This is a genomic window from Microcoleus sp. B4-C1 (genome assembly GCF_036705285.1).
In the GTDB taxonomy this organism is placed as follows: Bacteria; Cyanobacteriota; Cyanobacteriia; order Cyanobacteriales; family Microcoleaceae; genus Microcoleus.
Map to the genome: position 1 here is coordinate 1 of NZ_JAUBUC010000119.1, position 17,827 is coordinate 17,827.

Annotated in this window: 26 protein-coding genes and 3 pseudogenes; 16 read left to right on the forward strand and 13 right to left on the reverse strand. The window is 44.3% G+C overall.

Features of this window, described 5'->3' with window-relative positions; all coding sequences use genetic code 11:
- The 3 genes from QUB26_RS28600 to QUB26_RS28610 all read left to right on the forward strand — a co-directional run.
- The coding region (locus tag QUB26_RS28600; protein WP_333320706.1) for a S8 family serine peptidase at window positions 1–2,490 on the forward strand (2,490 nt) is incomplete at its 5' end.
- A 1-nt stretch (window position 2,491) separates the two neighbouring features.
- Entirely contained in the window at window positions 2,492–2,944 is a 453-nt protein-coding gene (locus QUB26_RS28605) for a hypothetical protein (RefSeq protein WP_333320708.1), read from the forward strand.
- Window positions 2,925–3,101, forward strand: coding sequence for a hypothetical protein (locus tag QUB26_RS28610; RefSeq protein WP_333320710.1), 177 nt, complete (start codon window positions 2,925–2,927; stop codon window positions 3,099–3,101). Before QUB26_RS28605 ends, QUB26_RS28610 begins: the two co-directional genes overlap by 20 nt.
- 2 nt (window positions 3,102–3,103) lie before the next feature.
- On the opposite strand, the gene QUB26_RS28615 is transcribed toward QUB26_RS28610, so the two are convergent.
- From QUB26_RS28615 to QUB26_RS28625, 3 genes are all read right to left on the reverse strand, one after another.
- Entirely contained in the window at window positions 3,104–3,436 is a 333-nt protein-coding gene (locus QUB26_RS28615) for a type II toxin-antitoxin system PemK/MazF family toxin (protein ID WP_333320712.1), read from the reverse strand.
- Window positions 3,421–3,615: a hypothetical protein gene (locus QUB26_RS28620; protein WP_333320714.1), complete on the reverse strand. Its 195-nt coding sequence runs from the start codon at window positions 3,613–3,615 to the stop codon at window positions 3,421–3,423. The genes QUB26_RS28615 and QUB26_RS28620 overlap by 16 nt, the downstream gene beginning before the upstream one ends.
- A 164-nt stretch (window positions 3,616–3,779) precedes the next feature.
- Window positions 3,780–3,989: a hypothetical protein gene (locus tag QUB26_RS28625; RefSeq protein WP_333320716.1), complete on the reverse strand. Its 210-nt coding sequence runs from the start codon at window positions 3,987–3,989 to the stop codon at window positions 3,780–3,782.
- Window positions 3,990–4,023: 34 nt separating this feature from the next.
- Between QUB26_RS28625 and QUB26_RS28630 the strand changes: the two are divergent.
- A pseudogene (locus tag QUB26_RS28630) lies at window positions 4,024–4,179 on the forward strand (aspartyl protease); the annotation flags it as partial.
- A gap of 73 nt (window positions 4,180–4,252) precedes the next feature.
- Here the strand turns inward: QUB26_RS28630 and QUB26_RS28635 are convergent.
- Window positions 4,253–5,614 (reverse strand): annotated as a pseudogene (locus tag QUB26_RS28635) (IS4 family transposase).
- Window positions 5,615–5,713: 99 nt separating this feature from the next.
- Here QUB26_RS28635 and QUB26_RS28640 point away from each other — a divergent pair.
- Window positions 5,714–6,022 (forward strand): annotated as a pseudogene (locus QUB26_RS28640) (aspartyl protease); the annotation flags it as partial.
- Window positions 6,023–6,134: 112 nt separating this feature from the next.
- Here QUB26_RS28640 and QUB26_RS28645 read toward each other — a convergent pair.
- Window positions 6,135–6,383: an endonuclease domain-containing protein gene (locus QUB26_RS28645; RefSeq protein WP_333320718.1), complete on the reverse strand. Its 249-nt coding sequence runs from the start codon at window positions 6,381–6,383 to the stop codon at window positions 6,135–6,137.
- A gap of 182 nt (window positions 6,384–6,565) precedes the next feature.
- Here QUB26_RS28645 and QUB26_RS28650 point away from each other — a divergent pair, with 182 nt between their 5' ends.
- The 4 genes from QUB26_RS28650 to QUB26_RS28665 are packed head-to-tail and all read left to right on the forward strand — an operon-like array spanning window position 6,566 to window position 7,549.
- A complete protein-coding gene (locus QUB26_RS28650) occupies window positions 6,566–6,868 on the forward strand; it encodes a hypothetical protein (RefSeq protein ID WP_333320721.1) in 303 nt (100 codons plus the stop codon).
- Between the two features lie 50 nt (window positions 6,869–6,918).
- The gene (locus QUB26_RS28655; RefSeq protein ID WP_333320723.1) at window positions 6,919–7,131 is read left to right on the forward strand and encodes a hypothetical protein; all 213 of its coding nucleotides are present in this window, start codon (window positions 6,919–6,921) and stop codon (window positions 7,129–7,131) included.
- Window positions 7,128–7,358, forward strand: a complete 231-nt coding sequence (locus tag QUB26_RS28660; RefSeq protein WP_333320725.1) for a type II toxin-antitoxin system mRNA interferase toxin, RelE/StbE family — start codon at window positions 7,128–7,130, stop codon at window positions 7,356–7,358. Before QUB26_RS28655 ends, QUB26_RS28660 begins: the two co-directional genes overlap by 4 nt.
- 56 nt (window positions 7,359–7,414) lie before the next feature.
- Complete coding sequence (locus tag QUB26_RS28665; RefSeq protein WP_333320727.1) at window positions 7,415–7,549, forward strand: hypothetical protein; 135 nt, start codon at window positions 7,415–7,417, stop codon at window positions 7,547–7,549.
- Window positions 7,550–7,551: 2 nt separating this feature from the next.
- Here the strand turns inward: QUB26_RS28665 and QUB26_RS28670 are convergent, their stop codons facing one another.
- The 6 genes from QUB26_RS28670 to QUB26_RS28685 all read right to left on the reverse strand — a co-directional run bounded on the left by QUB26_RS28670 (window position 7,552) and on the right by QUB26_RS28685 (window position 9,585).
- Window positions 7,552–7,932: an endonuclease domain-containing protein gene (locus QUB26_RS28670; RefSeq protein ID WP_333320730.1), complete on the reverse strand. Its 381-nt coding sequence runs from the start codon at window positions 7,930–7,932 to the stop codon at window positions 7,552–7,554.
- 273 nt (window positions 7,933–8,205) lie between these two features.
- The gene (locus tag QUB26_RS28675) at window positions 8,206–8,415 is read right to left on the reverse strand and encodes a hypothetical protein (RefSeq protein ID WP_333058272.1); all 210 of its coding nucleotides are present in this window, start codon (window positions 8,413–8,415) and stop codon (window positions 8,206–8,208) included.
- Window positions 8,412–8,756: a hypothetical protein gene (locus QUB26_RS28680; RefSeq protein WP_333240244.1), complete on the reverse strand. Its 345-nt coding sequence runs from the start codon at window positions 8,754–8,756 to the stop codon at window positions 8,412–8,414. Before QUB26_RS28680 ends, QUB26_RS28675 begins: the two co-directional genes overlap by 4 nt.
- A 178-nt stretch (window positions 8,757–8,934) precedes the next feature.
- Window positions 8,935–9,153: a type II toxin-antitoxin system PemK/MazF family toxin gene (locus QUB26_RS32125; RefSeq protein ID WP_445299648.1), complete on the reverse strand. Its 219-nt coding sequence runs from the start codon at window positions 9,151–9,153 to the stop codon at window positions 8,935–8,937.
- On the reverse strand, window positions 9,104–9,232 hold the full coding sequence (locus tag QUB26_RS32130) for a type II toxin-antitoxin system PemK/MazF family toxin (protein WP_445299649.1): 129 nt from the start codon (window positions 9,230–9,232) through the stop codon (window positions 9,104–9,106). The genes QUB26_RS32125 and QUB26_RS32130 overlap by 50 nt, the downstream gene beginning before the upstream one ends.
- A 59-nt stretch (window positions 9,233–9,291) precedes the next feature.
- On the reverse strand, window positions 9,292–9,585 hold the full coding sequence (locus QUB26_RS28685; RefSeq protein WP_333320732.1) for a hypothetical protein: 294 nt from the start codon (window positions 9,583–9,585) through the stop codon (window positions 9,292–9,294).
- An 81-nt stretch (window positions 9,586–9,666) separates the two neighbouring features.
- On the opposite strand from QUB26_RS28685, the gene QUB26_RS28690 reads away from it, so the two are divergent.
- Both QUB26_RS28690 and QUB26_RS28695 read left to right on the forward strand, forming a co-directional pair.
- Window positions 9,667–10,080, forward strand: a complete 414-nt coding sequence (locus QUB26_RS28690) for a hypothetical protein (protein WP_333240246.1) — start codon at window positions 9,667–9,669, stop codon at window positions 10,078–10,080.
- Window positions 10,067–10,387 (forward strand): hypothetical protein, encoded by a 321-nt coding sequence (locus QUB26_RS28695; protein WP_333240248.1) that lies wholly within the window; start codon window positions 10,067–10,069, stop codon window positions 10,385–10,387. The genes QUB26_RS28690 and QUB26_RS28695 overlap by 14 nt, the downstream gene beginning before the upstream one ends.
- 289 nt (window positions 10,388–10,676) lie before the next feature.
- Here the strand turns inward: QUB26_RS28695 and ald are convergent, their stop codons facing one another.
- A complete protein-coding gene (ald, locus tag QUB26_RS28700) occupies window positions 10,677–11,765 on the reverse strand; it encodes an alanine dehydrogenase (protein WP_333240250.1) in 1,089 nt (362 codons plus the stop codon).
- Between the two features lie 309 nt (window positions 11,766–12,074).
- On the opposite strand from ald, the gene QUB26_RS28705 reads away from it, so the two are divergent.
- From QUB26_RS28705 to QUB26_RS28725, 5 genes are all read left to right on the forward strand, one after another.
- Window positions 12,075–13,616, forward strand: a complete 1,542-nt coding sequence (locus tag QUB26_RS28705; RefSeq protein ID WP_333240252.1) for a DEAD/DEAH box helicase family protein — start codon at window positions 12,075–12,077, stop codon at window positions 13,614–13,616.
- A 54-nt stretch (window positions 13,617–13,670) separates the two neighbouring features.
- On the forward strand, window positions 13,671–14,132 hold the full coding sequence (locus tag QUB26_RS28710; RefSeq protein WP_333240254.1) for a DUF3598 family protein: 462 nt from the start codon (window positions 13,671–13,673) through the stop codon (window positions 14,130–14,132).
- Between the two features lie 15 nt (window positions 14,133–14,147).
- Entirely contained in the window at window positions 14,148–15,365 is a 1,218-nt protein-coding gene (locus tag QUB26_RS28715) for a DUF790 family protein (RefSeq protein ID WP_333240256.1), read from the forward strand.
- Between the two features lie 374 nt (window positions 15,366–15,739).
- Complete coding sequence (locus QUB26_RS28720) at window positions 15,740–16,381, forward strand: IS66 family transposase (RefSeq protein ID WP_333240258.1); 642 nt, start codon at window positions 15,740–15,742, stop codon at window positions 16,379–16,381.
- 200 nt (window positions 16,382–16,581) lie between these two features.
- A complete protein-coding gene (locus QUB26_RS28725; RefSeq protein ID WP_333240260.1) occupies window positions 16,582–16,827 on the forward strand; it encodes an IS66 family transposase in 246 nt (81 codons plus the stop codon).
- Between the two features lie 199 nt (window positions 16,828–17,026).
- Here QUB26_RS28725 and QUB26_RS28730 read toward each other — a convergent pair whose 3' ends face one another.
- Window positions 17,027–17,662, reverse strand: a complete 636-nt coding sequence (locus QUB26_RS28730; protein WP_333320735.1) for a hypothetical protein — start codon at window positions 17,660–17,662, stop codon at window positions 17,027–17,029.
- Between the last annotated feature and the right edge of the window lie 165 nt (window positions 17,663–17,827).

The window sequence follows — 17,827 nt, forward strand, 5'->3', positions numbered from 1 at the left end:
TTGACTCCAGCAGAAAGAAGTGCGATCGAATATGCGCGGCAAAATGGGGTAATGCTGGTAGTGGCGGCGGGTAATGATGGCGGTGTGATGTCGGTTTTGGGTCAAGCTTCTCAGGAATTTGACAATATTTTTACGGTTGGGGCTGGGGATATTAACGGGCGATCGATCTATTCTAGTTATGGCCGCGGTTTGGATATTTTGGCCGATGGCGGCACGACTGAACACCCCGGTTTATCGACTGTGGGAAATGATTTGGGGACGATGGCGGGGACTTCGGTGGCGACTGCGAAAGTTGCGGGGGCGGCTTCTTTGGTTTGGGCGGCAAATCCTGCTTTGAACTATCGCCAAGTGATGGAGATTTTGAAGTCTACGGCGAGGGATTTGGGGCCGTCTGGGTGGGATGATGAGACGGGTTTTGGGTTTTTGAATACGTTGGCGGCGGTGGATTTGGCGAAGAAAACTAAGCCGGAAGTTTATCAGCCCATTGCTTTCTTGAAACCGACGACTTGGGGCGGTGAAGGGCTTGTCACGCCGACGGAACGGGCTGTCAATATTATCAATGAAAACTTTACTGCTTGGGTGGTTTCATCGAATGGGATTACTCTTCGCAATAGTCCGAATACGAGCGATCGTAGTAATTATGTTGTCAAGACTGGTGATACCCTAACTTTTGACGGTTGGACTTACGGCGAACAGCTTAGCGATTTGACAACAGGGGAAGCGGATGCTTTGTGGTATCGCTTCCGATATAACGGTGGGACTTATTGGGTTCCGAGTGCTTGGACTGGTGGCTATCCTGGAAGTAAGCCGCCTTTACTTCCGCCGACACAGCAACCCCCACAACAACCTCCACAGCAACCAACTGCTAATACGGTGTACCTGTCTACCAGTAGTGGACAGATATTGCAGGTTAATACGGCGACGGGTGCACAAAATCCAATCTATCAAGGCCGCGCTTTTACTGATTTGGCGGTTGCTCCGAATGGTAAACTTTACGGCTGTACTTTCTATGACGGTTTGTATGAGATTAATCCCTCTACGGGTGCGGAACGGTATGTCGGGCCGTTGGCGGGGGGGAGTCTCAATTCTTTGACTTTCTCGACCGATGGCCGACTCTACGGGGCCGATCAGGGAAATGGCAATTTGTTTCAGATTTCACCTGATAATGGTCAGATGAATTTGATTGGCAATTTGGGCGGGCCTAGCAGTGGAGATTTGGTTTTCAACGGGGCTAATGAGATTTTAGCAACGGTTAGCAGTCCTAATACTTCGTTGAACGATCGCCTGGTTGCTGTCAATTTGGCGACGGGTAATTCGCGCTATATAGGCGATTTGGGTTTACTGGAAGTGTATGGTCTGAGCTGGGAGAATGGGCAACTGACAGCTTATACTTCCGATCGCCGGAAACTGGCAATTGACCCGAACACGGCTAGAGTGACTGTTGTCGGTACAGTCTCTAGCAACGGTCTGATCTGGGGAGCGGCAACAAAGCCTGCAACTACATCGAGTCCTACAGATGATGTGCGTCAGAAGTTCTTGTATGCTGCTAGTTTGTATCCGCAAGTGGGGGCTGCTATTACTGGTATGCAGGATCAGGGGGGTGGTGTTTTCCGTCAGGAGTTTGAACGGGCGATTATGATCTGGAATGGTCAGCAAGTGACTGTTTATGAGACAAAAGGGCGATCGGTTTCGCCAACTTCCCCGTCTCCTAATCCTCAGCCTGTTAATAAAGGGAATATTGGTAATAATTCAGGAAATGGCGGTGGTTCAGGTAATAGCAATCCGATAAGTGGAAAAGGCGTTACAATTCGCACTGGTGCTTCAGGAGGAAGTATGGGCAATAGCAATAGTTCTGGATCGAGCCATGCTTCTAGTAGCAGCAGTTCTAGCAATAGCCCTAGCGGTAATACTTCCTCTGACTCCAGTTCTAGTTCTGCTAATGCTTCCAGCGCCAGCAACATTTCAGAAAGCACAGGTAATAACACAGGTAATAACAATTGGTACAACTCCTTTAGCGATTGGGGTCATGGTATTCTGGATGTTGGAGGCTTCTGGCCTGGTTTGGGTGCTATTCCAGATGCGATTAATACTGGTTGGTACTCAATTGAAGGGTTGTTTGGTAAAAAAGACGCCTGGAAAGATGCTGCTTTATCAGGTATGGCTATCGTTCCTTTGATTGGTGATGCTGCTGCTGGAGTTGGCAAAGGTGTAAAGTATATAAAACCAATCCGGAAGCTATTGACTAATGACGAGGCTTTTGCATTAGCGAAAAAGCTAGGTTTTACTGAGAGAATTCCTCCTCAAAAAACTGGTGGATTGTCCCACAATCAACCTATGTTCAAAAATAAGAAAGGGGAGACCATTAGTCAGGATATAGGTAGTAATAATGGTACAGGTTCTCATAATGGTGGGGTGTGGAAGAAACGTGACAAAAACACAAAACGGCTAGGGACTTATAATGAAGATATAAGTGTGAGAATCGGAGACTAAAATGAATAAATTTTCAATAGAATTTTTGCTTAATGTGTCTAAAAAGCAAATGGAAAAAGACTCATGTTATGGATCAATCCAGATAGGTTCATTCCAAGAGAATTTTTTGTCTTCTCTGTCATTCTGGTCTATGCAAGATTACGAAATTCACTGGAAGAAGGCGCTTCAGAGGATAGTATCTGGTTATAAATCTTCTTGTTTAATCACTTCCATGTACGATCCAACTCGTGCCAATTTTATCGAGTGGTGGCCAATATGTAGAGTTGAAAATCTCCTGTATTTCCAAGATGGAATATTGCTTTTAGATTCTATAAAGATTCCATTTGATATAAGCGATCCATTTCAATATGTTCCCGAAAGGGAAATATATACGGAGCAAGGTGAGAAGATTTCGGAGTGGATCGTGACTGTTGAAGATGTGGAGAACTTTCTTTGTGACCTCAACGCGAGGTAAACTGCCTTTTATCGGTAATCGCTCTGCTGCGATTGAGATAAAAGACCGATTGGCAGAGAAAGGTCGATCGCTCTTGTTTTCATGGAAAGGTCGATCGTTGTTTTTTATGGCAAGGTCGATCGCTCTTTTTGACATAGAAAGGGCGATCGCTGTATAAAATTACTGCTGAATAATTTCAACTATCTTCGCGATAGCCTCATTCAACTTCTCAGTTTTAAGCTTACCAGCTTTATAAAGTATAATTTCTCTGTCAGCGGTAAACAACCTATTAGGTCTAATGTTGCTAATTTGGTTAAGTCCGCCCTCGCTAAAATCACTATTTTCAAGGGGAATAGCATAGCGATCGGCGATTCTCTGGCTAGTAATCTGACAAAGAATTAGATCGTCTCCTGCCAAAGTTGCTATAACTAAAGCCGGTCGGCGCTTCGCTTGTGTTAAATCTGAAAATGGGAACGGAACAACTACTACATCACCTTTTACAAATTCTGCCATGCTTCATCCTCTTCTAACTTTAACCAGTCTTTTTCCAAAGAAGATTCACTGAGCAGGCTTGCTTCTAACTTATCTTTATTGTATTTGAATTTGAGGAATAGCAGGAAATTCCAAACTTCTTCTAATATAAATTCTGGAATATTCTCAACTTCCTTAAGGAGTAATTCTTTAGCGTTCATTTCATTTACCTCTAAAAACATACTAAATGAGGTCATCCGTAACTCCTGTCTATTATAGCATCCTTGAGATTAGCAGCTCATCGCCCAGACTCCTCTGCCTCCTCTGGCTAAACATCAGGAACTTTAGCCAACTATAACAGGATCGCCTTGCTTGTAAGCGCAGATTAGCTATCGCCCCTTTGGAATAAGTCAAAAAGTGCGATCGCTGTTTGGCTATTTTTGGCTATATGGAAAGGTCGATCGGTCTTGTGGATGGACAGGGGCGATCGCTCTTTTTGGCATGGAAAGGTCGATCGCTCTTTTGGGATGGAAAGGTCGATCGGCCTTTTGGGATGGAAAGGGCGATCGCGCATCATCCCTAGAAAAAGTGCCATACTTAAGATACAGTAACTCGGAGGATAAATCGCAATGTACACAACTTCCGAAAAATCAATGGGTAAAGTTTTAACAACGCTGACCGTCAAAAATCGCATTGACGAAGCAAACGCACTACGAGGTCTGATTTCCGCCGATCAGGTTCGTTCCATCACCCTAGATAACGTTTTGGTAGACACGGGTGCAACTCATTACTCACAAGTTAAGCTAAAAGCACTATTGTCAATGAGTAATTTTACTCATTTTTTACCTGTTGCTCCAATTAAAATATGACTCCATTTGTTCCTTTATTATTAAAAAAAAATTGTTCTGGACTTCTTTGAGTTCCAGGGAAAGGAGAAATAATGAGCCTGACATGAGGTTTTCGTCGTCGCTTAACAATCCCTAAATCTTGATTTTTATCGTCGGCAAAATACTTAACTAGGTCAGAAGCTATTCCTTTTTGATAGGCCACAGAAAAATGATACATCCCCCGATAAATCATTTCTAATGAAACACGTTCAATTGGCACTCCTAATTCATCTGCAACCGCATCTCCTAAATCTACTAAAATCGCATAAAATAGCCAAGTACCCCAGATTTGTAGCTTGATTCCGTTTAACGAACCTGTCCATAAATAGCTGAGATTTAGTAATCTTTTTACTAGGCAAAATGCCTCTTCAATTCGCCAGCGTCTTTGATATAAATCTGCTACTACATAGGGGGGTAATATTTCGGGTTCTTGGACACTTGTTAGATAAGAACGCCAGGAATTTTTCGAGCGAATTTGTACTAATCTTATAGTCAACGCTGGTGTTTTTTTTGTCCCTGCACCTATCCTAATTATCTGGTCTTTGACATCATAAGTATTGGTTAATACCCGCTCGACTTGATAAGATGCACCTTTCTTAATCCGAGTAATAAATCCAATTTCTTGCTCGATTAATTTTGACCAAAAAGCGAAGTGATAGAAGCCTCTATCTAATAACAGCAAGGTTTTTGGCTTAACTGTTTTTAGTAAGTCTTCCTCCCAATTAGTATCTGCTTGTTTCGGGTTTGTCCAAAACCAAATTTATAAAGGAAGATGAGTTACTAGGTCTATTATTACTCCCATTTTCCCGGATAATTGACCAATTGGAACATCTGATAAACTTTCGAGTTTACGAAATAATGCTTCTAAGGTTGAGCCGTCAGCTATCCAGATATTTTCAAAGTTTTTTAAGGCAAATTGTACACTATCTGGTAATGGTCTCGATTTTCTAGTCAACCATTCCCGACGAAAATGAGGCAGTAATTCTTTAAATACTTTTTCAAATAAAACTGCGGGAAAAGTTAAAAATCTTTGTGATAATGCTTGTTGACTAATTTCAGACGGCTCACACCATAAAAATCCTTCTCTATTTAATAATCTAGTTAATTCTGTTACTCCTGCTACATTTCGCCATAATAAACTTAATATTGCTGCCATCATTAATGGTAGTGTTAGAATTCTATCTCTTAAATTTAGTTGGCGATAAAAAGTTTTTTGGGCAGCCATTGCTGGAATTAATAAATCTTCCAGGTGATTCGCAATCGCTTCATTTTCTACTTGGGGACTATTTTTTTTCTTTGCATGATCTCGGTTGATTCGTTTTTTGCTATTCATAACTGGTTTAATTATGGCTCAACTGCTTGTCCGGTAAAGGTTTCATCCTATTTTACCTTTTTTTGTCTACCCCCTTGACAATTTGCACTTTTTCTTAACTTGTCACAAATGGGTGCAACTACATTATGCTTGCCAGCTTTTGCGATCGCACAACTCGGTCTTGAACTGCTTAAAGAAGTAGATGTCGCCACCGCCACAGGAATCAGTAAAGCACGAATCTTTCAAGATGCCAAAATATCTCTTTGCGGTCGAGAAGGCACTTTTGAATGTTGGGAATTACCGGGAGGCAGAGATGCTTTAATCGGGGTAATTCCCCTGGAAGCTCTGGGATTAGAACCCGACCTACGCAACCAAACTTTAAGGGTTTTACCCTCCGAATCTGTAGATACTTACTTAACAATTATGTAGCTGTTATTCTCCGTGGCGCGATCCGATCGAGGCGATCGCCTCCAGCCACCCCTTCAACTCTCCTCCCTTCATGTCCCCCCCTTCGATCGGGGGGCGCCAGGGTGATCTAGCCTCAAAAATCACCCTCAATCAAACCCAACAACTCCCCACAAACCCCCTCAAAACTCTGCAACACCTCAACATTCGTAAACCTGACAACCTTCAATCCATACCCCTCTAAAATCCCGGTTCTTTCTGCATCATATAGTTTCCCTTGTTCCGTAAAATGACTCTCCCCATCAATCTCAATTACTAACTGTAAAGCCGCACAATAAAAATCTACAATAAAATTGTCGATCGGTCGCTGTCTCAAAACTCGCAAAGGGAAATTTCTGAGAAAATCCTGCCACAGTTTTTTTTTCCGCAGGAGTTGGATTTTTCCGCAGTTGTTTGGCGATGGGGATGAGTTTTGGGTTGTATGGTAGGTGGAAGTTTGAGTCGTTTAGTCTTGGCATGATCCCGGTACGATCTCCCTGGCACACCCCTTAAGAAGGGGGGAACAAGATGTTAATGGAAATTATAGTAGAAGGAGCGATCGCTTGTTTGGGATGGGGAGGGCGATCGCTTTGGGAATGGAGAGGGCGATCGCTCTTTTGGGGATATGGAAAGGCGATCGGTCTTGTGGATGGACAGGGGATCGCGCCCCTTTTGGATAAGTCAAAAAGTGCGATCGCTTTTTGGGTATTTTTGGCTATATGGAAAGGGATCTCGGTCTTGTGGATGGACAGGGGCGATCGCTCTTTGGGAATGGAGAAGGCGATTGCTAAATCAGTTAGAAATGCGAGATCGTTGAGCAAATTCAATTAAACTTCAGTAAAATAAGACAGAGCCATCTGAGCCTCCCAATCTAACTCACCATGCAAACTTTAACATTTGACAGCATCTTAGACGCGATCGAAACATTGTCTGTAGACGAACAAACCAATCTGCTTGTCATCATACACCGCAGACTTAGCGATCGCCGTCGCACCGAAATTGCCGCTAATATCGCACAAGGAAAGCAGGATTATCAATCTGGAAACGTATTTCGAGGTACAGTTGATGAAGCGATCGCGGAGTTAAACAGTTGAAAATTATCACATTTGCTCCCTCATTTAAACGTGCCTACAAAGCCCTCATCCGCAAACACCCGGAACTACAGTCCAAAGTTGAAGCTGTCTTGAGAGTTTTGGCAGAAAACTCTTTTGAACCATCACTGCAAACACACAAACTCAAAGGTCAATTAGCTGGCTCTTGGGCTTGTACAGTGGAATATGACTGTCGGATTGTATTTGATTTTGTTAAAAATCCAGAGTAGGGAGATGAAGAAATTCTCTTGCTAGACATTGGCAGTCATGATGAGGTGTATTGAAAATGCTTGCTTATGCGATCGCCTGTTTATATCTGCCACAGTCGAGGGCGATCGCCCCGATGATCGCATCGGGCCACCCATTCAACTCTCCTCCCTCATGTCCCCCCCTTCGATCGGGGGGCGCCAGGGCGATCTAGCCTCAAAAATCACCCTCAATCAAACCCAACAACTCCCCACAAACCCCCTCAAAACTCTGCAACACATCAACATTCGTAAACCTGACAACCTTCAATCCATACCCCTCTAAAATCCCGGTTCTTTCTGCATCATATAGTTTCCCTTGTTCCGTAAAATGACTCTCCCCATCAATCTCAATTACTAACTGTAAAGCCGCACAATAAAAGTCTACGATAAAATTGTCGATGGGGCGCTGTCTCAAAACTCGAAATGGGAAATTTATTAGAAAATTCTGCCACAGTTTTTTTGATGATGGAGTTGAATTTTTCCGCAGTTGTTTGGCGATGGGGATGAGTTTTGGGTTGTATGGTAGGTGGAAGTTGGAGTCGTTTAGTCTTGGCATGATCCCCCCGAATCTCGGCATGATCACCCTGGCACCCCCCGATCGAAGGGGGGGACAAGATGTTCATTAAAATTGTCGGCGAAGGGGCGATATTTAGGGAATAGTTTCAGAATTAGTTTATCTCAAACCATGTCTACTTGACAACTAGGGCGATCTTTTGGGGATAGGGAAAGGTCGATCGCTCTTTTGTTATGAGTCAAAAAGTGCGATCAATCTTGCTGTTTTCGTCAATATTTAAATTCTAGGTTTTGGGGCGAGATTTAAGAAATAATTTCAGACATTGACTGAAAAATTAGCAGCCTCAGCATCGTTAATTGCCTGCCTCAACCGCACCAAACGCCTTTGTCTGCTGTCATTTTCCAACTGCATTGTAATGTCTTCTAATTCCAGAGTCGCTGCTTCCATTGCTAAACGACTGCGGCGCAAATTAGCCAATAATCTCTTGGCTGTTTCAGGATTGGGAATACGCGGTTGGCTAGTCATGGCAAATTCCACTCCGTTTTCACTTCTTGAATACTCCGTTCCATTGCCGGAATTTCGATTTGGATGCGTTCAATAGATTGGTTTACTAAGTTTAGCATATCAACCGAAATTGTGGGTTGAGACTCAGCTATGCGTAACTGAAAATTAGACAGCCGATTAAACCAGGGTGTAGCACGTTCAGCCACACTTTTCAGTTCATCCAGAAATGGTATCGTATCACTCGTTTCTCCCAAAAGTTCAAATAGAGTCAATTCTGCTGCTGTTGCTGCGTCAACAATATCTAGCAACTGGCGTTTCAAATTCCAGATAATTTCCGCAAGTTCGTTGGGGAATTTTGCCATACTTGCACGCTCCTCATAACTCGTCAATCATTGTAATTATAAACGATCGTGCAGTCCGCGTGCGAAGCTATCCCATAGGAAATCGCTTTTTGGGGATATGGAAAGGGATCTCGGTCTTGTGGATGGACAGGGGCGATCGCTTTTTAGGGATGTGAGTGCGATCGCGCTTCAACTAATTCTATTCTTCTACATTCTCAAATTCATCCATTTGCAATGTATACTGCAATGCTAGCTGTAATCTTGATACATAATCTGCTGAAAGAGTGCCCAATTTTTTGATTAATCGCTCTCTATCTACCCCTACTATTTGATAGCAAAGCACGACAGAATCTTGTGTTAAACCACCTTCACCAGTCGGTAAAATAATTGTCCCTGGTATTTGAGCATCGTCGCAGATTACTTGTTATGGGAATTACTACTACTGTTGTAGTAAAGCGGTCTAATGTATCTCGCTGTACAATAATGACTGGTCTAATTCCTGCTTGTTATGACCCTCTAGAAGGATTCAAATCTGCCAAATAAATATCTCCTAGCATCAGATTTTATCCTGTTGCTGAAGTCGAGGCAGATAATCACTTAAGGCGACTTCTGCAAAAGCTAAATACTCGGCGGCAAACTCAGCTTTTAGTATCGCAGCTTCTTCATCAGAAATGTCATCCCATTCTCGAAATAATTGTTTTTTATTAGCATATTTTTGAAGTAGATATTGTTGAGTAGCTTGCTGTTTGTCAGCCAGATATTTCCAGATTACGCGATCGAGTTCCTGTAACTCTAAAACTTCCAGCATTTCAAGCTGATTAACAATTTGTTTGAGGATAGCCTGTGACATAGGTTTTCACTTTTTGCGCTTGCCTAGTTTGTTTATTATACAACTATTCGCGTCCAGTGGGTTAGCGATCGCTCTTTTGTCATGGAAAGCTCGATCGCTTTTCTCGATCGAGGAATCTCGCTTTTTGCTTCGAGGAGGGGCGATCGTGTTTCTAAGGAATGGAGCAAATTAATCGTAGAGAAACGGGTTAAAGCCTGTGTCCCTAGAGCGTCAAAATATGATCAACTTAGTAAAAGAACTCGCCTTCAAGATATCCAAGCCATGAAGCTTATTTCTTTATCAGCACATTTTGATGGGCAATCTATTCAGCTCGATGAACCCTATAAGCTTGAACCAAACATAAAACTCATTATCACAGTCCTCCCGGAACAATTAGCAGAACGCGAAGCCTGGTTGTGGTTGTCAAGGCATCAACTAAACAAGGCCTACAATCAGAACGACGATTACCCGCTCGATGTAATTAAAACACCAAATCCTGACTATGCAGGAAGCTGATGTTGTTCTCACCCCAATTCCTCAAGCTGACGGGACAATTAAGAATCGTCCAGTCATCCTTCTGAGGGAACTACCTCCTTATGGAGATTTTTTAGTTTGTGGTGTTAGCACCCAACTACATCAACAGGTTCCAGATTTTGTCGATATTATTTCCCCTTCAGACCCACACTTTGCTGGCAGTGGTTTACGGTCTCAATCGTTAATTCGGTTAGGTTTCCTTGCTGTATTGCCTCGCAATCAAATTATCGGTTCTATTGGAGCTATTTCATCGCAAGCGACATCAACGCTTACTAAAAACTCTGAGTGATTATCTTGTGAATTAGGGAGAAGGTCGATCGCTCTTTTTGGTATAAAAAGGTCGATCGCCCTTTAATGCTTTTTCTCGATCGAGGGCTGCATCAGCAACTAGCGCAACGACTGAATTATGCCGCCTAATATTTTATCTGATAACCTCGATAGCATCGAGCAAGCCCTTCAACTCTCCTCACTCAAAGTCCCCGTTCTTAAGGGGATTTAGGGAGATCGAGACTGTGGTTCCTACCCGCACCAAAATACTATTTAGATGCGGGATAGCTTACTTTAAAAAAAGGGGGAATCTAATCGGCAAAATCGGGGAAAACCTCGCGCACGGCCGGATGCACCAATCGGTGATTCTGCACGTTCAATCCCTTCGCCAAACTCGGATTCATTTCCAAAGCTTTAATCCCGCTATTTGCCAACTGCAAAACATAAGGCAAAGTGCTGTTATTCAAAGCTTGAGTCGCAGTCCAAGGCACGGCACCGGGCATATTCGGCACGCCGTAATGCACGACTCCTTCCTCAACATAAGTAGGATTTGTGTGAGAAGTTACCCGCAAAGTTTCCACGCAGCCGCCTTGGTCAACGGCTACGTCAACAATCACAGAACCGGGGTGCATCTTCGCAACAAATTCGCGAGAAACCAGAATTGGAGCTTTTTTGCCCGGAACCAAAACCGCACCGATTAATAAATCAGCATCGGGAACAACTGCTTCAATTTGTAGAGGACTGCTGTAGAGGTATTCTACTCTGGAACCGAACAGAGTTTCTAAATAGGCTAGACGATCGACATTTACGTCTAAAATCTGCACTCTGGCGCCCATTCCTACAGCAATTCTGGCTGCTTCTGTGCCAACGATTCCGCCGCCCAAAATCACAACTTTACCCGGTCTTACCCCTGGTACGCCGCCCAAAAGTACGCCCCGACCACCTTGCTGTCGTTCCAGAAATCGAGATCCGAACTGCACGGCCAAACGCCCTGCAATAATACTCATCGGCGTCAGCAGTGGCAATTTTCTGTCCGGGAGTTCGACGGTTTCGTAGGCGATGGCCTGGACTCCGCTGCTGATTAAATGCTGGGTTAATGTGCGATCGGCTGCCAAGTGCAAATATGTAAACAGCAACTGCTCTTTTTGAATCAGCGGATACTCAGCAGGCAGTGGTTCTTTAACTTTAACAATTAGTTCGCGCTTCCAGACATCGGAAGCCTTTAAAACAATCTTAGCCCCTGCTTGAACGTAGTCCTCGTCTGCGAAACCGGCCCCAGCACCAGCATTTGTTTCCACAAAAACTGTGTGGCCTTTGTCCGAACAAGCCCGGACACTTGTGGGGCTAAGCCCGACTCGAAACTCTAAATCCTTGATTTCCTTGGGGACGCCTATTTCCATCTATAACCTCTAATCTCAGGCATACATAGATCGAATCTAACTTAAAAACCATTCCCAGCGGGCCAATACTCTTGTAGATTTTAGATTTGGCAATCCGGCTGGGGTAGGATAATTTGTGTTGGATTTTCCGCCAGATCGATCGCAATTTCCTCAATTTAGACTTGAATTACATAATTTTTTGATTGATAGATCGACCGCAGATGTAGGGCTGATTAACACAGAGTAACGCAGATAATTTCAAGAAGAGTCAATATATTTGATCTGTCACTTATAATTTAACAGGCATAACTCGCCCCCCTATCTAAACAAATGCCACGCACACCTACCTTAACATTCGATCGCGGAACTCTCTTGCTGCACCCGCCGCCCAAAGGCAGAGACTGGGTGGACTTTGCGACCTGGGACGATCGCGTGGAAAAATTCCGCATTCGAGCGATTCACTACCGCCCGCTGGTAGAATGCCTCCAAGCCGACTGCATTCACTTTACCGACGAAGCTAGGGCATACGAACTACTCGAACTCGTACCCAGCGTGGAAATGCAGCCTTACCCACATCAAGAACAAGCCCTCGCAGCTTGGCAGGAAGCAGGAAGCCAAGGAGTAGTTGTCCTCCCCACCGCTTCGGGCAAAACTTATCTGGCACAATTAGCGATGCAAGTCACTGGTCGTAGTACATTAATTGTAGTACCAACTCTCGATTTAATGCACCAGTGGTATGCTAATTTAAAGGCAGCTTTTCCCGACATCGAAATCGGATTGTTGGGCGGAGGTTCGCGGGACAAAACGCCAATTTTAGTGGCAACCTACGACAGTGCAAGTATTCATGCAGAAACCTTGGGCAATAAATACGGTTTGCTGGTTTTTGACGAATGCCACCATTTGCCAACAGACTTTTATCGAGTAATTTCCGAATATGCGATCGCGCCTTTTCGACTCGGACTGACAGCCACACCCGATCGCACAGATGGCCGCCACAGCGATTTGCATTTCCTGATCGGCCCCACAGTATTTAGCAAAAGACCCGAAGATTTGGCAGGCGATGCTTTAGCCGACCATAAAATTGTTCAAATCATGGTAAAACTGTCAAAAGAAGAAACCGACCGCTACGGCGAATTAATCAACATTCGCAACGACTTCTTAAAACAGTCTAACATCAAAATATCCAGCCTCGATGGTTGGAAACAGTTTATCATGGCAAGCGCGCGATCGCCCCTAGGACGGCGCGCCATGCTAGCCCACCGCCAAGCCAAAGAAATCGCCCTTTGTACCGAAGGAAAACTCCGAATTTTAGCCCAAATACTAGCAGAACACTCTCCCCAGCGCACGCTAATTTTCACCGGAGACAACGCCACAGTTTACCGAATTTCCCAAGAATTTCTCATCCCCACAATTACCCACCAAACCCCAGTCAAAGAACGCCACGAAATCCTCGATCGCTTTCGCAGCGGCGAATACAAAACCCTCGTCGCCTCCCATGTTCTCAACGAAGGAGTGGACGTTCCCGACGCCAGAATTGCTATCATATTGTCAGGTACCGGCAGCGAACGCGAATACATCCAGCGATTGGGTCGAGTTCTCCGCAAAAGCAGCGATGTAAATAAGTTAGCAATTCTCTACGAAGTCGTCACCGAAGACACCAGCGAAGAAAGAACTTCTCAACGCCGCCGAGGAGGAATGCAGCCTCACAAACCGAAACCACAAACACAAATAGAACCGCCAAAGCCAGAATATCAGAAATTAGAAACTGTCAAACCGACACCCATTTACGGAGTCAATCGGGAGGCGACTAAAAAAGCAGCAGAATCACCCGCAAAATGGGGAGAAGACAATGATGATTCTAAGGATGATTGAAGATTACCCAATTAGTGTATAATCTCACTATTAACTAATTCACATTCCCTAAAAATGAGCGAAACTGCACAACTAACTAACTTTAAAATTTTCCCCAAACATACAGGAGTTTGGGAGGGAGACTGGACAATACTCGATGCCGACTGCAAAGAAACCAGGCGTTTTACAGCAGTTGTTACCCAAAAAATAGTTGACAACGAGTGGAGGCAAACTAACCTTCAAACTTATGCCAATGGCCAGAGTGAAACCCAAAATTTTGTGGGTTATGTTGTCGGCGAAGGGCAAGTGCAAATTGAAGGTCTGGACTCAGTTTTTTCCAACTACAATACACTAGCGACAGAAGTTGGAGATGATTTGATAATTTTTCAAGTATGGGACAAAGCAACTGGCTTTATGAGGGCTGTTGAAACAATCCATCTTGTCAGTTCCGATCGCCGAATTCGGACTACCCAAAGCTTGACAGAAGAGGGAAAACTCAGGGGAGTCATGGTGATTGTTGAACAAAAAATTGAGTAAAACTTTTCACTGCTTATGTTACCCACTGATTTATTAAGTCACCGCCAAAACGGAGAATCAATTATTCCTCTCCGCCTCAAGATAGATGCTAAAAATTTAGAACCAGCTACGGAAATGATCGACTGCTTCCAAGAGTCGATCGGCAAAACCCAAGGCGAACTCGACGGACGCTTGCTAGAATTAGAAGGCGACAGCCCGGATTATCGGCTGAAACGGGGATTAGCGCACCTGCTGAAAGGCGGTTTCTCCACCTTGGAAGTCATCAGTCCCCTAGAACCCTCAGAGTTGAGACAGCGGGTTTTTGCCTTGTCCGCGCGATCGACTCCCAGCCCTCAATCCACCCAATTAACCCTGGAAAAAGTAGCAAGTGAGCTCAGCCAAGAGTTAAACAGAGAAGTTTTGCCTCACGAAATCACTACAGGTTTATACGCCGATTTAAACGAAAACAAAATCCTCACTGAGTTTAATGCACCAACTCCCGAAAACTTGCTTCACAAATACAATCTTTCTCAAGTTCAAGGCATATTTTACCGAGCAAGTCAAGTCAAATTAACCGCCCACCGCAACGATCCAGGAGAATACAAACTCTTATTTCGCTATTTGAAACTATTTCAATTAATGACTTACATCGAAGGCGATGCAGACCACGGTTTTACACTCACAATAGATGGCCCTACAAGCTTATTCAAACCCAGCACCCGCTACGGCTTAGCCCTCGCGAAAATGCTGCCCGCACTGCTGCACGTCACCAAATGGAGTATGCACTCGACACTGCACACAAAAGACCCTTTTAGCGGCGTTTTGAAAACAGGTAAATTCACCCTAAATTCCGACTGCGGTTTAGTCAGCCACTATCCCCCTGGCAAGCCTTATGATAGTATGTTAGAAGCCGCATTTGCTGAAAGATGGAATTCCACAAAAACCGAGTGGCAACTAGAGCGAGAAGTTGATTTAATTCCAATTCCAGGTAGTGTGATGATTCCCGACTTTCGGTTAGTGCATCCCGACGGGCGAGTATTTTTATTAGAAATAGTTGGCTATTGGCGGCCGGAGTATTTGCAAAAGAAATTTGCACAAGTACAGAAGTCTGAATGCGATAACTTGATTTTAGCTATTTCCGAACGGCTGAATTTAGAAAAAGCCGGAGTGAATGTAAATGAAGTGCCAGCAAAAGTAGTCTGGTTTAAAGATAAATTGCTGCCCAAATCAGTCCTAGAAGTCCTCGAAGAGTAACCAATCCGCCCATCAGTTGCAAACTTCTTTCGTAATTGCTCAACCCCCTTGACAAGAGAACGAGATAGACATTAGATAAAGGAATGAAAAAACTCCCTGACCTAAAACAACTATCGGACGAGGCAAAAGACGCCTTGATAGTATATCTATGGCAGGAAATCGAAAAACTACGCTCCGCATTAGCCACTTACTCTTCAAAGTCAGACTCATCCCCCGCTAAAACCAGCAAAAATTCCAGCACTCCACCATCGAAAGGATTCAAGCCCAACATCAAGCCATCAAAAATAGAAGGGGTCAAAAGACAAAAAAGCGTAGGCAGAGCAGGAGGGGGAAGACACCTACATCTCGAACCCGACCAAATCATTATCGCAAGAGTGAAAAATTGTCCCGAGTGTGGAGAAACAGTCACTGCCAGAGCCCAAAAATTGCAATCCGTCTATGACAAAATAGAACTACCACCAATTCGCCCGATCGTAACGCGCATAGAACGTTATAGCGGTCGCTGCGCCTGTTGTCAAACCGAGTATCTTGCCCCCGTACCCGCAGGAATGGAACCGGGTTCACCATTTGGCAGTTCAATTCAAAGCCTGGTTACGTATCTGCGCTACACTCATGCGATCGGCTACGAACGGCTGTCGGGAATCTTGTCATCGGTTTTTGGACTCAAGATATCCGAAGGAGCGATCGCCAACCTCTTAAGTACCGTCAAAACCAGTTTAGACGATCGAGTAAATCAAATACTACAACGATTGCGACAAGCAAAATTAATCTGCTCGGATGAAACCAGTGCCAGAGTGAACGGACAAAACCAATGGGAGTGGGTATTTCAGAACCAGGATATTTGCTTGCACGTCATCCGCCCGAGTCGAGGAACTGGGGTAATTAACGAAATTCTGGGAGAGCATCGCCCACAGGTGTGGGTGTCAGACTTATTTAGCGCTCAAAAAAATCACCCAGCAGAACAATGGCAAGTGTGTGAGTGCCCATCAACTGCGGGATTGCCAATATGCCATTGATGCAGGAGACAGGATTTTTGCCCCAGCGATGAAGAGGTTATTATTAAGGGCTTTTGTCATCCATCGACGACGCGACAGGATGGACGAGGCTAAGCTGGAGCGATGTCGCAGCAATTTACGAGAAAGATTAACCAGAATTTTGAGTTTAGTACCATATCAGCCGGATGGTGTCCGGTTGCGAAAACGCCCTAGGCGAGCTGATGGATAATTTGTTCTTATTTCTGGAAGATGTGACAATTCCACCCACAAATAATTCTAGCGAACAAGCGATTCGGATGAGCGTGATATTTCGTCGCGTAACTAATTGCTTTCGTTCAGAATGGGGGCGAGATTTATTTGCGGCGGTTAGTTCCGTTGTGAATACTGGTAAAAGGCAGGGCTTAACTGCTTATCAAGCTATTCAACAAGCCCTCTCTATTCATGGCTCCCTTTTTTCCCCTAGTTGAGCAATTACCTTCTTTCTTTCATTCTCTCTCTCTGCGCCCTCTGCGCCCTCTGCGGTTCAAAAAAATCCTCCTCAAAAAATATCGCACATTCCCAGCTATACTAAAATACTGTAGTTTAGACTAAAAAATGAGTGCAGCTAAAAGTAGCCACCTTTTAACAGAAGGCAAGATGTTGCTCAAAAACTCAATAGGTAGAAGATTAAACAGCTAATCTTGAAGACTTTTTGCGTCGAGAAACCCGTTTTTTGACAGTGGGATAATATGGTGCCTTAGTACGTGCCTTTCCTTTTTCCCAGCCGGGGGATTTTCCCCTATGTTTAGGCATTTTCGCGGGAGTACCAAGGTCAACTAAAACTGACAACATTGATTGGGCAACACGTCCAGGAGTTAAATTGATATTAGCCGATTGCCAAGGTAATATATTCTCGACGACTAATTCCCTAGCTAGCCAGAGTTGCCAACTCATCAATGGCATTAAATCGCTCCAGCGCTCAGATTGTTCGGGAGTTCTCAAGTTAGGCAATGTCCAATGTAATCTTTGCTTAGCCAATCTATACCAATGATCCACTCCAAAACGTCGTAAATACTTAAACCAAACAGTTTCTAGAGGGAGAGTTCGTTCTCCCACCCAAGCCAACCACAAGGGTGGAAACGGCTGACCGTTTGACATGGGATTCATTCTTTCGACCAGGATTAAATTGACTCTCTGTTCGGCGGCACGATAAAAATGTAAGTCAAGCCATTGCCTGACTCGGACTTGTCCCAAATCTGGATGTTCGTCAATTGCGATCGCAGTATCCGCTTCGAGCCATGTGGTTGGGTCGGAGAGCCTCATTTTCTGACCGTGCTTGCGGGGTCTGCCGCGACCACTATATGCTGGTGGTGCTGACCATAAGCAGGCATTCTTTCGGACTCTCATTAAACAATACTTCGGACAGTTTTTAAGCAGCGAGAGTACCATAGGATAGGACTGACGGAAGGTTAGGGTGATTTAAAATTA